General features: G+C 74.1%; 11 protein-coding genes. 9 read left to right on the plus strand and 2 right to left on the minus strand.

What is annotated here, in order from left to right:
* The 8 genes from sucB to JL475_RS35860 all read left to right on the plus strand — a co-directional run.
* A partial coding sequence (gene sucB / locus JL475_RS35830; protein ID WP_202282379.1) for a 2-oxoglutarate dehydrogenase, E2 component, dihydrolipoamide succinyltransferase occupies positions 1 to 1085 on the plus strand: 1085 nt, incomplete at its 5' end.
* 284 nt (positions 1086 to 1369) lie between these two features.
* The gene (locus JL475_RS35835; protein ID WP_202282380.1) at positions 1370 to 2008 is read left to right on the plus strand and encodes a GntR family transcriptional regulator; all 639 of its coding nucleotides are present in this window, start codon (positions 1370 to 1372) and stop codon (positions 2006 to 2008) included.
* Positions 2009 to 2166: 158 nt separating this feature from the next.
* Positions 2167 to 6798: a cation-translocating P-type ATPase gene (locus JL475_RS35840; RefSeq protein ID WP_202282381.1), complete on the plus strand. Its 4632-nt coding sequence runs from the start codon at positions 2167 to 2169 to the stop codon at positions 6796 to 6798.
* A gap of 73 nt (positions 6799 to 6871) precedes the next feature.
* Positions 6872 to 7003 (plus strand): hypothetical protein, encoded by a 132-nt coding sequence (locus JL475_RS41365; protein ID WP_272933021.1) that lies wholly within the window; start codon positions 6872 to 6874, stop codon positions 7001 to 7003.
* Between the two features lie 118 nt (positions 7004 to 7121).
* On the plus strand, positions 7122 to 7511 hold the full coding sequence (locus JL475_RS35845) for a hypothetical protein (RefSeq protein WP_202282382.1): 390 nt from the start codon (positions 7122 to 7124) through the stop codon (positions 7509 to 7511).
* Positions 7512 to 7860: 349 nt separating this feature from the next.
* A complete protein-coding gene (gene aceE / locus JL475_RS35850) occupies positions 7861 to 10563 on the plus strand; it encodes a pyruvate dehydrogenase (acetyl-transferring), homodimeric type (RefSeq protein ID WP_202282383.1) in 2703 nt (900 codons plus the stop codon).
* Positions 10564 to 10642: 79 nt separating this feature from the next.
* Positions 10643 to 11722, plus strand: a complete 1080-nt coding sequence (locus tag JL475_RS35855) for a YafY family protein (RefSeq protein ID WP_202282384.1) — start codon at positions 10643 to 10645, stop codon at positions 11720 to 11722.
* A 47-nt stretch (positions 11723 to 11769) separates the two neighbouring features.
* Positions 11770 to 12288 (plus strand): DUF4240 domain-containing protein, encoded by a 519-nt coding sequence (locus JL475_RS35860; RefSeq protein WP_202282387.1) that lies wholly within the window; start codon positions 11770 to 11772, stop codon positions 12286 to 12288.
* Here the strand turns inward: JL475_RS35860 and JL475_RS35865 are convergent.
* A complete protein-coding gene (locus tag JL475_RS35865) occupies positions 12255 to 13106 on the minus strand; it encodes a peptidoglycan recognition protein (protein ID WP_307825283.1) in 852 nt (283 codons plus the stop codon). The two genes, JL475_RS35860 and JL475_RS35865, sit on opposite strands and share 34 nt — an antisense overlap.
* A 294-nt stretch (positions 13107 to 13400) precedes the next feature.
* On the opposite strand from JL475_RS35865, the gene JL475_RS35870 reads away from it, so the two are divergent.
* Entirely contained in the window at positions 13401 to 14585 is a 1185-nt protein-coding gene (locus tag JL475_RS35870; protein WP_202282386.1) for a MarP family serine protease, read from the plus strand.
* 25 nt (positions 14586 to 14610) lie between these two features.
* Here JL475_RS35870 and JL475_RS35875 read toward each other — a convergent pair whose 3' ends face one another.
* Positions 14611 to 15087, minus strand: a complete 477-nt coding sequence (locus JL475_RS35875) for a GNAT family N-acetyltransferase (protein WP_202282388.1) — start codon at positions 15085 to 15087, stop codon at positions 14611 to 14613.
* Positions 15088 to 15234: the final 147 nt, after the last annotated feature.

The raw sequence follows: 15234 nt of genomic DNA on the forward strand, positions 1-15234 counted from the left end.
CGGCCCCGCAGGCCGCGCCGGCGCCCGCGCCGGCCGCCCCGGCTCCGGCTCCCGCCCCGGCTCCTGCCCCGCAGGCCGCTCCGGCTGCCCCGGCCCCCGCCGCCCCGCAGGCCGCTCCGGCCCCGGCTGCCGTTCCGGCCGCCGCGCAGCCGACCGACGAGGGTGCCTACGTGACCCCGCTGGTGCGCAAGCTCGCCGCCGAGCACGGCGTCGACCTGTCCACCGTCAAGGGCACCGGCGTCGGTGGCCGTATCCGCAAGCAGGACGTCGTCGCCGCCGCCGAGGCAGCGAAGGCCGCCCCCGCCGCGGCTCCGGCCGCCGCTCCGGCCGCGACGAAGCGGACCCCGGTCCTCGAGGCCTCGCCGCTGCGCGGCCAGACCGTGAAGATGCCGCGGATCCGCAAGGTCATCGGCGACAACATGGTCAAGGCGCTGCGTGAGCAGGCGCAGCTGTCCTCGGTCGTCGAGGTCGACGTCACCCGGCTGATGAGGCTGCGCGCGCGGGCCAAGGACTCGTTCGCGGCTCGCGAGGGCGTCAAGCTCTCCCCGATGCCGTTCTTCGTCAAGGCCGCCGCCCAGGCGCTGAAGGCCCACCCGGCCGTCAACGCCCGGATCAACGAGGCCGAGGGGACCATCACGTACTTCGACACCGAGCACATCGGCATCGCGGTGGACTCCGAGAAGGGCCTGATGACCCCGGTCATCAAGAACGCCGGTGACCTCAACATCGCCGGTATCTCCAAGGCCACGGCCGAGCTGGCGGGCAAGGTCCGGGCGAGCAAGATCACCCCGGACGAGCTGTCCGGCGGGACCTTCACGATCAGCAACACCGGTTCGCGCGGCGCGCTGTTCGACACGATCATCGTGCCTCCGGGCCAGGTCGCGATCCTCGGCATCGGTGCCACGGTCAAGCGTCCGGCCGTCATCGAGACGGAGGAGGGCACGGTCATCGGCGTCCGCGACATGACCTACCTGACCCTCTCCTACGACCACCGGCTGGTGGACGGCGCCGACGCGGCCCGTTACCTGAACTCGGTCAAGGCGATCCTGGAGGCGGGCGAGTTCGAGGTCGAGCTCGGCCTGTGATCCACGGCCGCTGATCCCGGTCACCGGTGCCCCCGTCCGGAGCTTCCCAGGCTCCCGGGCGGGGGCACTGTCGTGGGCACGGCGTGAGCCGCGCCGTATGCGCCGTGTAAGCCTCGTCTCACCTGGGCGAAAGCACCCCGTGCGCCCCTACGGGACGGTGCGTCAGCCGTATTGTCTAAGGGTCGATCGCCCTCAAGGGTCCTGTCCGTCGTCCGTCCGCCGCCCCCCGACGGGGCCTTTCGGACGGCTGCCCCGGATTCACGAGCCCTGTCCAAGGAGCACTCATGACCGCGCCCGTCGTCCACTCGCTGCGCGAACAGATCCGCGAGCACATCCTGGAAGGGATCATCAGCGGGCGCTGGCAGCCGGGCGAGCGGATCGTGGAGCGGCGGATCGCGACCGAGCTGGAGGTCAGCCAGACACCGGTGCGGGAGGCGCTGCGCGAGCTGGAGTCGCTGCGGCTGATCGAGTCGGCGCCCAACAAAGGCGTGCGGGTGCGGAACCTCTCGGCCACCGACCTGGAGGAGAGCTACCCCGTACGGGCGGGCCTCGAGGCGATCGCCGCGGAGCTGGCCGCGGAGCGGCTGGCGGAGGACTGCTCGGCGCTGGAGCCGCATGTCGCCGCGCTGTACGAGGCCGACCGCACGGCCGACGGCACGGCCCAGGTGCGGCACACGGTCGCCTTCCACCGTGAACTGGTCCGCGCGGCCGGCAACTCGGTGCTGCTGCACACCTGGGAGGGCCTGGGCATCGAGGTCTTCACGGCCCTGTCCATCCGCTGGCTGGGCACGGTCCAGCAGTCCTACGCCGAGGAGCACGAGGAGCTGGTCGCGGCGTTCCGACGGCAGGACCCGGACATCGGCCGCCTGGTGAAGGAGCATGTGCTGGGCTGCGCGCCGCACGCCGCCGACGCCCCCGCCTGATCTCCCGTACTCTCCCGTCCCGGTCCCCGCACCGTCCGTCCGGTCCGTCCCGCCTCGCTGCGCCGGGCGAAGCTGTCGGAACGTGCTGATACTGGTGAGAACCGTGTCGTTCTCCAGGGCGGCGAGCAACGCCCCCGTCGGCCGGTGGTGGAGGCCGTGTGATCCCGCCACAGCTGTCCTCCGTGGTCCCAGGGTCCGCCGGGTCCGTCCTGTCCTCGACCCGCGGCGCCGTGACCGCGGCGGTGTCGGCGGTGCGGTCCCTCGCGCAGGGGCTGGCCGCCGTCCCGGTGGCGCTCGCGTCGGCCGGGCCGGGGGTGGGCTCGCGTGCGCCCGGCCTCTGGCGCACCCCGGGAGGTGTGCAGATCGCGGTCCGGCGACTGGGCCGGCCCGGTACGGCAGCGGCGGCGCGCGGGCTGGAGGCCATGCTGCGCCGGCTGCCGGGGGTGAGCCGCGCGGAGGTGAACGGCACGCTGGGGTGCGTGTACGTGGGCTGTGGGCCGGAGGCCGACCCCGCGGCCGTCGCCGACCTCGTCGCGGCCGCCGACACCGCTGCCGAGGAGGTCCCGCGGGCCGGGGCGACGGACCGGGAGCGGCTCCCGGTCGGTTACCCCGGGGCCGCGCAGGCACGGGTCGGCGCGGCCGTCCGGCTCGGCGCCGGCCTGGTGGCCGTGGGGGTGGCGTCGGTGGGCGACGTGCTCAGGCTGCCGGGGCTGCACCCGGCGGTGATGTCGGTGATCCAGTTCGCGGAGTCCACGCCGCCGCTGCGCGACGGCATCGCCCGCCGGATCGGCGAGAGCGCCACGGAACGCGGCTTCGCCGGGGCGAACCTGCTGGCGAGCGCGCTGTCCTTCCGGCCGCTGGGCGCCACGGTGACCACCGCGCTGGCCGCCGCCCGGTATGCGGAGGTGCAGGCACGCCGTGGGGCGTGGGCGGACTGGGCGCGCAGGCTGGGCGGGCACGAGGGGACGTACCGCCACGACGCGGTGCCGGGTCACGAGCGCCCGGCGCCGCTGCCGCCGGGCCCTGGCGAGCGGTACGCCAACGTGGCGGCGCCGGTGGCGCTCGCGGCCTACGGTCTGACGTCGGTCGGCACGTTCAACCAGGACCGTGCGCTGTCGCTGCTGATCGCGGGGACGCCGCGCAGCCCCCGGTTCGGGCGGGAGGCGTTCGCCTGCACGGTGGGCCGTGCCCTTTCCGAGCGGGGGGCGCTGGTGCTGCGGCCGGAGGTGCTGCGCCGCCTGGACCGGATCGACACGGTGGTCCTCGACGCCCGCCTGCTGGCCGACCACGACTGGACGATCGAGGGCGTGCTGCGCCTGCCACCGCCCGGCAGCCGGCCGGAGGGCGGCCGCCCGGCGGACGACGGGCCGGACGACGACGAGATCCACGTACGGATCCACGAGTTGATCGAGCCGGACGGTCCCGCCGAAAGGCGTCGCCGGCACGGCGCCGGCTCCCTGGCGCCGAAGCGGCGGGACGACTGGGAACTACGGCCGTTCCCCGGCCCGGAGACCGGTGCCGACGACACCCTCGGCGGCGGCGTACTCGCGGAGGCGGCCGCGCAGGCCCGGCAGTGGGCCGAGGAGGGTGCGCAGGTCGTGCACGTCCTGCGGGCGGGCACGCCGGTGGCCGTGGCCGCTCTGGTCCCTCAACTGCACCCGCTCGCCCACCACTTGGTGCGTGCTGCACAGGAGTGCGGTGAGGTGCGGCTGGTGGGCGGGCCGCCCGGACTGCACCTCCGGTTCGGGCTCGAGGAGGCCGTGCCCACCGGGCACCGGCGTACGGCCGCCCTGGTGCGCTCCCTCCAGGCGGAGGGGCACGGGGTCGTGGTGGTCTCGGCACGGACCCGGCGTGCCCTGGCCCGCGCGGACCTGGGCATCGGAGCGATCACCGTCCCACGGCACGTGCCGTGGGACGCCGACGTGGCCGCCCCGCCCGACGTCGCCCACCTGCTGCTGACCGCCCTGCCGGAGGCCCGGCGGATCGGCCGGCTGTGTGTCCGCCTGGAGGGCGCCGGCGCCGTGGCGGGTTCGGCTCTCGCCCTGCTCGTGCCCCGCCCGCAAGCCTGGGCGCGGGCCCGCCTGGTGGCCGACGGGGTGAGCATCGCCTCGGTCGCCGCGGGCCTGTGGGCCGGGTGGCGGCTGAGCGGGCGGTCGGCCCCGGCGGCCGCCGGGCGCACGCCCTGGCACGCCATGGCGGTGCGCCAGGTGATGTCCCGGGTCGGCACCTCGTCCCAGGGGCTGGACGAGGCCGAGGCCGCCCGGCGCGGGCAGTCCGAGGGCCGTGACCGGCACGAGGGCGCCGGCACCCTGATCGGCCGGGTCGTGGAGGAGCTGGCCAATCCGCTCACGCCCGTCCTGGCGATCGGCGGCGGTGTCTCGGCGGCGCTCGGCTCCGTGCTGGACGCCGTGCTGATCGGCGGGGTGCTCGGCGTGGACGCGCTGGTCGGCGGGGTGCAGCGGCAGCAGGCCGACCACGCGGCCGAGCGGCTGGTCGAGGCCACCTCGGTGCGGGTGCGGGTGCGCCGCCCCGGCCGGGCGGAGGCGGTGGAGACGACCGGCGAGCACCTGGTGCGCGGGGACCTGATCGAGCTGCGGGCCGGGGACTCGGTCCCGGCGGACTGCCGGGTGGTGCGGGCGCAGGGTCTGGAGGTGGACGAGTCCAGCCTCACCGGCGAGTCGCTGCCCGTCGTGAAGAGCGCGGCACCGACCGCGGCCCGGGCGGTCGCGGACCGTACCTCGATGCTCTACGAGGGCACGACGGTGGCGGCGGGCCACGTGCTGGGCGTGGTCGTCGCCACCGGGACCGCCACCGAGGCGGGCAGCGCGGCCGCGGCGGGCCCCGAGGGCGCACCGCCGGAGAGCGGGGTGGAACGGCGGCTGAAGGGGCTGGGCCGGTGGTTCCTGCCGCTGTCCGTCGCCGCGGGAGTGGCCCTCTTCGCCGTCGACCTGCTGCGCGGACGGCCTCTGGGGGCCGCCCTGGGATCCGCGGTCAGCCTGTGCGTGGCGGCCGTGCCGGAAGGGCTGCCGTTCGTCGCCACGGTCGCGGAGCTGGCCGCGGCCCGCCGGCTGTCCGCGCGCGACACCCTGGTCCGCAGCGCCTCCACCATCGAGGCGCTGGGCCGCACCGACGTGCTGTGCTTCGACAAGACCGGCACGCTCACCGAGGGCCGGATCAGCCTCCGGCAGGTCTCCGACGGCCTGCGGCGCGAGGGTCTCGACCGGCTCACCCCGGCGCTGCGCCGGATCGTCGCCACGGCCGCCCTGGCCGGCCCGCCGGGCGCGGCCTCGACCCTCGCCCATCCCACCGACCGGGCCATCGCCGGCGGGGCCGAGTCGCTCGGCGCCGCCCCGGCCCGGGCCGCCGGACTCGGTACGGACGTCTGGGAGCGGCTGGCCGAGCTGCCGTTCGAACCGGGGCGCGGCTACCACGCCGTGCTGGGGCGGTCCGACAGCGAGGCGCGGATCGTGGTCAAGGGCGCGCCGGAGATCGTTCTGGCCCGCTGCGACCGGGTCCGCCGGGACGACGCCACCGAGCCGTTCGACGAGCGGCTGCGCGCGGAGACGGAGGCGGAGATCGACCGGCTGGCCCGGCGCGGCCTCAGGGTGCTCGCGGTCGCCGAGCGGGTCCTGCCCGCGGGTGCGCCGCAGGACGCCACCGCCCCCGCCGGCCCGGGGGACCTCGGCGACGAGGTCGTCGACGGGCTGTGCCTGCTGGGCCTGCTGGGCCTCGCGGACCCGGTGCGGCCCACCGCCGCGCAGAGCGTGGACCGGCTGTCGCGGGCCGGGGTGCGCATCGTCATGCTCACCGGCGACCACCCCAGCACCGCCGCCGCGATCGCCCGGGAGCTGCGGCCCGAGGAGGAGCCGCGCCTGATGACCGGGGCGGAGCTGGACGCCCTCGACGACGCGGCGCTCGCCGGGACGCTGCCGGACATCACGGTGTTCGCCCGGGTCACCCCGGCGCACAAGGTCCGTATCGTCACCGCGCTGCGTGCGGTCGGCCGTACCGTCGCCGTCACGGGCGACGGCGCCAACGACGCGCCCGCCATCCGGATCGCCGACGTCGGCATCGCCCTCGGCTCCCGGGCCACGCCGGCGGCCCGCGCCGCCGCCGACGTGGTCGTCACCGACGACCGGATCGAGACCATCGTCGACGCCTTCGTCGAGGGCCGGGCCATGTGGGGCTCGGTGCGCAGGGCGCTGGGCATCCTGCTCGGCGGCAATCTGGGGGAGATCGCCTTCACGCTGGCGACCGCACTGCTCACCGGGCGCAGCGCGCTCAACGCCCGCCAACTGCTTCTGGTCAACCTGCTCACGGACATGCTGCCCGCCATGGCCATCGCCGCCCGGCCGCCCGCCGACCACCCCGACCGGCTGCTCGCGGAGGGTCCGGAGGCCTCGCTCGGCAAGGCCCTGATCCGCCACATCCGACTGCGTGCCGCCGTCACCACGGCGGCGGCCGCGACCGCCTGGATCGTCGCCCGGGCCACCGGCACCCGGGGGCGTGCCGACACGGTCGCCCTGGTCGCCCTGGTGACCTCGCAGCTGTTCCAGACGCTCCAGGACGCGGGCCGGGATCCGGTGGTGGCCGCGGCCGCGGTGGGGTCCCTGGTGGTGCTGGGCGTGGTGGTGAACGTGCCGGGGCTCAGCCACTTCTTCGGCAGCCGGCCCCTGGGCCCCGCGGCCTGGACGATCGCGCTGGCGTCGGCGGCGGGCTCGGTGCTGGTGCCCCTCACGGTCCGGGGCGCCGCCGACGCGCTGAAAAAAGTTCACCTGCAGAACACCTGAGCGCAGCCCGCTGGACGACCTCGCAGCGGACAAAGGAGTTGTACCCGGCACACCACACGAAAGGCGGCGGACCATGCCGCACATCCTCACCACGATCCTGACCCAGGTGGCGGTCGCCCTGCTCGAGGCCGCCCTGGTCCGGCTGGCCGTCCAGCTCTGGAAGACCTTCGGTACGAGTGGGCAGCCGGCGGCCGCACACGCCTGAGGGACCCCGAACCGGCTTGCCCGAATTGTCCGTTCAGGCGGGTTTATTCGCGTGCATTGATGGAACGCGGCTGGGAAGACCCCTCGCCACTCGCGCCTCACGGCAGGAGAGGACGGAGATGACTTCCCCAGAAGCACAGACCCAGCCACCGCAACAGCAGGCCCCGACGGAGCACCCGGAGGAGAAGCGGACGGGCGGCAAGCTGCTGCACCTGCACACCGCACACGCCCGGGTCCCGATCCCCTACGTGACCCCGGGGGACATGTTCTCCGGCGCTCGCAAGGCCGCACCCTCGTCCACGGCCGCATCCCTGCTCCCCTCACCCCGCAAGCTGGCCCTCTACGGCGTCCTCGGCGGCATGACCGTCGCCGGAGCCATCGGCTGGCCGGTCGCGGTCGCGGTCGGCGCCGCCACCGAGGTGATCACCCGCGAGCAGGCGGCGCGGCAGCGCCAGGGGCATGAACGCGCCGAGCGGACGGAGACCGCGACGCAGCCGCAGCCCGCATGACGGTCCCGCCCGGACGCCGGTGGGGTCGAACACCCGGGTGAACTCCGGGCGTTCGACCCCACCGGCGTCCGGCACGTCCGAGCCGGCCCGCGCCCCGCCCGAATCGGCCGGCCACCCCTCGGATGAGCAGGGAAAACGCGGCACCGCGTGCCTGATTCTCCGGCACAGGATGCCAATTTCTTGATATCGAGACTTTTTCGGCCCACTACCTTTGATCGATCATCGATCAGCGGGTTATTGTCGCCAGCGGGGTCTCCACCAGAGCCCCAGCCCTGTCCTGCCAAAGACCAAGGGCACCCCCGAACCCTTACCGATGAGGGAACCCCCTTCGACTGAGGAAGGCGGCGACATGACCGACCCCAAGGCCATCCAGCCGAGCGAGCTGGACCAGCTCCCGGACCGCGACCCCGAGGAGACCGCCGAATGGCAGGCCTCTCTCGACGCCGTCACCGAGGCCGCCGGGCCGCACCGTGCCGCGTACCTGATGCGCCGCACGCTGGAGCGCGCCGAGGACGCCGGCGTCGCACTGCCGAAGCTCCTCGAGACCGACTACATCAACACCATCCCCACCTCCGCCGAGCCCGCGGTGGACGGCGACGAGGCGATGGAGTCCCGCATCACCGCCTGGAACCGCTGGAACGCGGCCGCGATGGTGACCCGCGGCAGCAAGTACGGCGTCGGCGGCCACATCGCCACCTTCGCCTCCGCGGCCTGGCTCTACGAGACGGGCTTCAACCACTTCTTCCGCGGCAAGGAGGCCGACGGCTCCGGCGACCAGCTCTACATCCAGGGCCACGCCTCCCCCGGCATCTACGCCCGCGCCTTCCTCGACGGCCGGATCGGCGAGCGGCACCTGGACAACTTCCGCCGTGAGGCGGGCGGTGACGGCCTCCCCTCGTACCCGCACCCGCGGCGTCTGCCCTGGCTGTGGGAGTTCCCCACGGTGTCGATGGGCCTCGGCCCGATCTCCGCGGTCTACCAGGCGCGGTTCAACCGCTACCTGACCAGCCGCGGCATCAAGGACCTGACGAACTCCCACGTGTGGGCGTTCCTCGGCGACGGCGAGATGGACGAGCCCGAGTCCACCGCCGCCCTGACGCTCGCCTCCCGCGAGGGCCTGGACAACCTGACCTTCGTCATCAACTGCAACCTGCAGCGCCTCGACGGTCCGGTCCGCGCCAACTTCAAGATCGTGCAGGAGCTGGAGGCCCTGTTCCGCGGCTCCGGCTGGAACGTGGTCAAGAGCCTGTGGGGCACCGCCTGGGACGAGCTGTTCCAGCTGGACACCACCGGCGCGCTCGTCCGCCGCCTGCGCGAGGTACCCGACGCGCAGGTCCAGACGTACCAGACCCGCGACGCGGCCTACATCCGCGAGGACTTCTTCGGCAAGGACCCGGCGCTCGTCGAGATGGCGAAGCTGCTGAGCGACGACAAGATCCTCGAGTGCTTCCACCTCTCGCGCGGCGGCCACGAGTCCCGCAAGGTCTACGCCGCCTACCGTGCCGCGCTCGCCCACAAGGGCGCGCCGACCGTGATCCTGGCCCAGACGGTCAAGGGCCACACCCTCGGCGAGGGCTTCGCGTCGAAGAACGCCAACCACCAGATGAAGAAGCTCTCGGTGGACGAGTTCAAGGCGATGCGCGACCGCCTCGACCTGCCGATCAAGGACAGCGACTTCGTCGACGGCGTGGTCCCCTACGGCCACCCGGGCGCCGACTCCCCCGAGGTCCGTTACCTCCAGGAGCGCCGCGCCGCTCTCGGCGGTCCGGCCCCGGCCCGCCGCGTCCACCCCGTCGCACCGCTGCCGGCCCCGGCCGACAAGGCGTTCAGCGCCTTCGACAAGGGTTCGGGCTCGCAGAACGTGGCGACCACCATGGCGTTCGTCCGCCTGGTCAAGGACCTGGTCCGCGACAAGGAGACCGGCAGGCGCTGGGTGCCGATCGTCCCCGACGAGGCGCGCACCTTCGGCATGGAGTCGCTCTTCCCGTCGCTCGGCATCTACTCGCCCAAGGGCCAGACGTACGAGCCGGTCGACCGCGACCAGCTGATGTACTACAAGGAGGCCAAGAACGGCCAGATCCTCAACGAGGGGATCACCGAGGCCGGTTCCATGGCCGAGTTCATCGCCGCCTCGACGTCGTACGCGACGCACGGCGAGCCGGTGATCCCGTTCTACATCTACTACTCGATGTTCGGCTGGCAGCGCACGGCCGACCAGATGTGGCAGCTCGGCGACCAGCTCGGCCGCGGCTTCCTCGTCGGCGCCACCGCCGGCCGCACCACGCTCACCGGTGAGGGCCTCCAGCACGCCGACGGCCACTCCCCGGTCATCGCCGCGACCAACCCGGCCGCGCTGACGTACGACCCGGCGTTCGCGTACGAGATCGCCGTCATCGTCAAGGAGGGTCTGCGCCGGATGTACGGCGCGGCGGCCCCGGACGAGGACCAGAACGTCTTCTACTACCTGACGGTCTACAACGAGCCGCTGCGGCAGCCCGCCAAGCCGGCCGGTGCTGGGGTCGACGAGGGCATCCTCAAGGGCCTGTACCGCTTCAACACGGCGGAGTCGGCGGGGCTGACGGTGCCCGCCAACGCCCCGCGGATCCAGCTGCTCGGCTCCGGTACGGCGATCCACTGGGCGCTGAAGGCGCAGCAGCTGCTCGCCGAGGAGTGGGGCGTGGCGGCCGACGTGTGGTCGGCGACGTCGTGGACCGAGCTGCGCCGGGACGCCATGGAGGCGGACGAGGCGCTGCTGCGCGGCGAGGAGCGGGTGCCGTTCGTCCGGCAGGCGCTCCAGGGCGCCGAGGGCCCGGTGCTGGCGGTCTCGGACTACATGCGTCAGGTTCCCGACCAGATCGCGCAGTGGGTCGAGCAGGACTACACCTCGCTGGGTGCCGACGGTTTCGGCCTGTCGGAGACCCGCGAGGCGGCCCGCCGCTACTTCGGGGTCGACGCCGAGTCCATCGTCGTCGCGGCCCTGGCGCAGCTCGCCCGGCGCGGCGAGGTGCAGGTGACGGCAGTGAAGGAAGCGCGCGAGAAGTACGGTCTGTAGGTATCCGGTTCCGGGTGTCACGGATGTGAGGCAGGAGGCCCCCGCTGCGGCGGGGGCCTCCTGCTGCATGATGGGCCGTATGCGCGCTGCCCGGCTGATCAAGATGGTGCTGCTGCTCCAGTCCCGGCCGTCCATGACCGCCGCCGAGCTGGCGCGGGAGCTGGAGGTGTCGGAGCGGACGGTCACCCGGGACGCGCAGGCGCTGTCCGAGGCCGGGGTGCCGGTGTACGCGGACCGGGGGCGGGCCGGCGGGTACCGGCTGGTCGGCGGGTACCGGACGAGGCTGACCGGGCTGGCCCGGGGCGAGGCGGAGGCGCTGTTCCTGTCCGGGGTGCCGGGGGCGCTGCGGGAGATGGGGCTCGAGGACGCGGCCTCCGCGGCCCGGCTGAAGGTGTCGGCGGCGCTGCTGCCCTCCCTGCGGGACGCCTCGCGGACGGCCGCGCAGCGCTTCCACCTGGACGCCCCGGGCTGGTTCCGTGAGCCGGTGACGCCCGAGCTGCTGCCGGCCGTGGCGGACGCGGTGTGGGACGACCACCGGGTCACCGCCCGCTATCTGCGCGGGGAGGGGGAGCACCGGCGGGAGGTCGTGCGGGAGCTGGAGCCCTACGGGCTCGTGCTCAAGGCGGGCGTCTGGTACCTGTGCGCGCGGGTGTCGGGCCACGAGGCGTTCCGGGTGTACCGGGTCGACCGGTTCACGGCGGTGGAGCCGGTCGGCCCGGACCCGGCGCACCCCGCACGCTTCGAACGCGACCGGGAGTTCGAGCTGCCCGCGTTCTGGGAGGAGCGGGCGGAGCAGTTCGCGCGCTCGATCCTGCGGACGGAGGTGGTGGTGCGGCTGTCGCCCGAGGGGGTGCGCGCGCTGCCTCACTCCGTCGAGCCGTCGGCCGCGGCGGCCGCACGGGAGGCACTGGCCGGGGCAGCCGGGGAGTTCGGAGGGGACGGCGGCGGGTGGGTGACGGTGACCCTGCCGGTGGAGTCCGAGGAGGTCGCCCACACCCAACTGACGGCGCTGGGTCCCGAGGTGGAGGTGCTGGCGCCCGCGTCGTTGCGGGAGCGGTTCGCCGCCCAGGCCGTACGGCTGGCCCTGCTGTACGGCAGGGGCGCCCCCGACACCGACACCGGTCCCGGCCCCGGCCCTGCCCCTGAGCGATCCGGGTGACACTCCGGGGTGCGCCCCCCGGTTCCAGGGCCGATGCTTGACGCGTGATGGACGAGACGGAGTTCTGGGCGCTGGTCGACACCGCCCGCGAGGACGCCGGGGGCGACCCGGAGGAGCAGGCCGACCTGCTCGTGGAGCGGCTCGCGCGGCTGGACCCGGAGTCGGTCCTGGACTTCGCCCGGCACTTCGAGTCCCGCTATCACCGCGCCTACCGCTGGGACCTGTGGGGCGCCGCCTGGGTGCTGCTGGACGGGGCGAGCGACGACGCCTTCGACTTCTTCCGGTGCTGGCTGATCGGCCAGGGCCGTGAGGTCTTCGAGGGCGCGCTGCACGATCCGGACGCCCTGGCCGGCCTGCTGGAGGACTTCGACGAGGAGGTCGACGGCGACGCCGAGGACCTCGGCTACGCGGCGGACGAGGCGTACGAGCAGCTCACCGGCACGGTGGCGCCCGACCTGGACCTTCCGCCGGCCCCTGCGGAACCCGAGGGCACGCCGGTCGACTTCGAGAACGAGTCCCGGCTCGCCGAACGCTACCCCCGGCTCTGGGAACGGTTCCGGCCCTGATTCCCGTGCTGTTTCCCGTGCTGTCCCTCGTCCCGCCCCCCGGAGGATCCCGCGATCCGGCTGTCCTCCTGCTGCCGGGCACCCGGTCGACGGCCCTGCAGTTCCGCGGCCCGCTGCCTGATCGCCGGGAGGCGGGCCTGCAGGGCGGCGCCCGGGCAGCTGGTCATGTAGCCGTCGCTGTGGCCCGCGAGGGCGGGCAGCATGGCCGTGGTGCCGGCCGCGTACCGGCTGGCGCCGTTGCTGGAGACCAGCCGGACGTCGGAGCGCGGGTCGGTGCCGGACAGCCCGAGCTTCCAGGCGGCCAGCTCGGCGATCGCGCGCTCCATCGCGGGCGGCACCGGCACCCCGGCGGTGAAGGTGCCGAGGGCGGCGATCCCCGCGCTGCGGTGGTTGAAGCCCTGGGTGTGGGCGCCGGTGACGGGCCGGTCGGTGCCGCCCGCGCGGCCCTCGTAGATGGTGCCGCAGCGGTCGACGACGAAGTTGTAGCCGATGTCGTCCCAGTCCCGGCCGGTGGTCTGGCCCTCGTAGACGCTGCGGATGTTGGCCGGGGCCTCGGCGCAGTCGTAGTCGTTGGGCGAGTCGGTGTGGTGGATGAAGACGGCGACGACCTCGTCGTCGTAGCGCGGGGGCGGCTGGTCGTGGTCGGCGCCGGCCGTCCAGGCCGCTCTGGACACGATGGGCGGCTTGGGCGCCGTGTACACGGCCGCCTCGCGGGTGGCGGCGGGGGCGGCCGAGGACTCCGCGGCCCGCTCGACGCCGTACGCGCACAGCACCAGCGCGACGGCCGCGGCGATGCCCGGCAGACAGCCGAGCAGCACCTTGACGCCTCTGGGCAGGCCCGTGAGGCCCGGGCTGTGGGGTATCCGGGAAGCAGGGCGCCGCCGCGCTCCCCGCGGCCTCATGAGGACACGCATGGTTTCACTGTCGGTCGGATCCACCCGGTCCGCGACGTGTGCTGTGCCGACCGGTGGAACCATCTCCCTGGTCCGCCGCGTTCTTCCGAGTGCACGCGCGCGTGACCGCTTCCGTGAAGTCGACGGTCCCCCGCGCGCGTGGCTGATCACCGGGCCCCTCCCCCACGTATGAGGGGGTCCGAGAGAAAGGCGGCGTGCGTGGACCTGCTCGACATTCTGCTGCTGCTGGTCGTCCTGGCCTACGCGGCGTCCGGCTACCGGCGCGGTCTGCTGGCCGGCTGTGTCTCGCTGGCCGGTTTCGTGGGCGGTGCGGTCGTCGGCGTGTGGATTCTGCCCTGGGTGATGGATCCGGTGGACCCGGGGACGACCGCGGCGACGGTGACGGCCGTGTTCACGGTGCTGCTGCCGGCCGCGGTGGGCCATGAACTGGCGGGCCGGCTGGCGCTGCGGTTGCGGCGGGAGCTGGACCGGGGGCCGCTGCGGGTGGCGGACGGGATCGGCGGGGCCGCGGCCAACTCGGTGGCCGTGCTGATCGTGGCCTGGGTGGTCGCGTCCGTGCTGGGCTCCTCCTCGTCCCCGCTGGTCACCTCCGCGATCCGCGACTCGCGGCTGCTCGGCGCGGTCCACGAGGTGATGCCGGACACCACGCCGGCCTGGTTCTCGCGGGCCACCTCGGAGCTGACCGAGGCGGGCTTCCCGCAGGTCTTCAACCCGTTCGAGAACGAGTCGACCGCCGAGGTCGCCGCGCCCTCCGGCGACAGTGTCACCGCGGCCGCCACCCGGGCCGCCCAGCGGAGCACGGTGAAGGTCGAGGGCGTCGCGGGCGTCCAGGGCCGCGAGGGCAGCGGCTTCGTGTACGCGACGGAGCGCGTGATGACCAACGCGCATGTGGTGGCCGGGATCGACGAGCCGACCGTGCGGGTCGGCGGCGTCGGGCGGGCGTACGAGGCCCGGGTGGTGCTGTTCGATCCGCAGAAGGACGTGGCCGTGCTGTACGTCCCCGAACTGCGGGCGCCCGTGCTCCGGTTCGACGACGACGCCGACCGCGGCGACGCGGCGGTCGTCGCGGGCTATCCGCAGGACGGCGACCTGGACCTGCGGGCGGCGACGGTCGCAGGCCGGGTGCAGGCGAAGGGGCAGAACATCTACGGCGACCGGGCGGTCGTCCGCGAGATCTACTCGATCCGTTCCCTCGTGCGCCCCGGCAACTCCGGCGGCCCGCTGCTGACCACCGACGGCCGGGTGTACGGCGTGGTGTTCGCCCGTTCCACCTCGGACGCGGAGACCGGCTACGTGCTGACGGCGGACGAGGTCGCCGACGACGCGCGGCGCGCGGCGAACGCCACGGCACCGGTGGACACGGGCGACCTGACGGCGTCGTAGGACCACGCCCGGGCGGAGCCGGAGGTCAGAGCAGGGACTGCCCCATCAGCACGTCGTCGACGTAGGTGCCGTCGAGGCAGAACTCCTCCGGCTGGACGCCCTCGACGACGAAGCCCTCGGACGCGTAGAGCACGCGGGCGGCGGAGTTGTGCCCGAGGACGCGCAGGGTGATGCGGCGCGCGCCGCGCTCCCGGGCCTCCCGGACGGCCGCCCGCACCAGGGCCCGGCCCACGCCCGTGCCGCGGGCCGCTTCGGCGACGGCGAGGCCGCGGATCTGCTGGACGTGCGCGTTCGAGGGCAGTTCCGTGGGGAAGCCGAGGCGCACATAGCCGACGACGCGGCCCGCGTGCTCGGCGACGAGGTGGTCGTGGGGGCCGGACCGCTCGCTGAAGAAGGAGTCGTACGGCGGCTGCGGTGGCGGGGTGACGGCGTGCAGGACGGACCAGGTCTCCCGGTCCAGCAGGGCCAGTTCCCCCTCGTCGGCGGGGCGGGCGGCGCGTATCGACGGCTCAGCTTGTTCTTTATGGTCCGGGCTCGAACACCGGGTAGGACACCGTCACTCACCTGGGCATTTGCCGGACAGGCGGACGGCCTCCGCATGAGCATGCGTTCTGTCACCGAACCACACTCATACGAAGGCCGCAGGGGT

The sequence above is a fragment of the Streptomyces sp. M2CJ-2 genome (assembly GCF_016757295.1).
GTDB lineage: Bacteria > Actinomycetota > Actinomycetes > Streptomycetales > Streptomycetaceae > Streptomyces.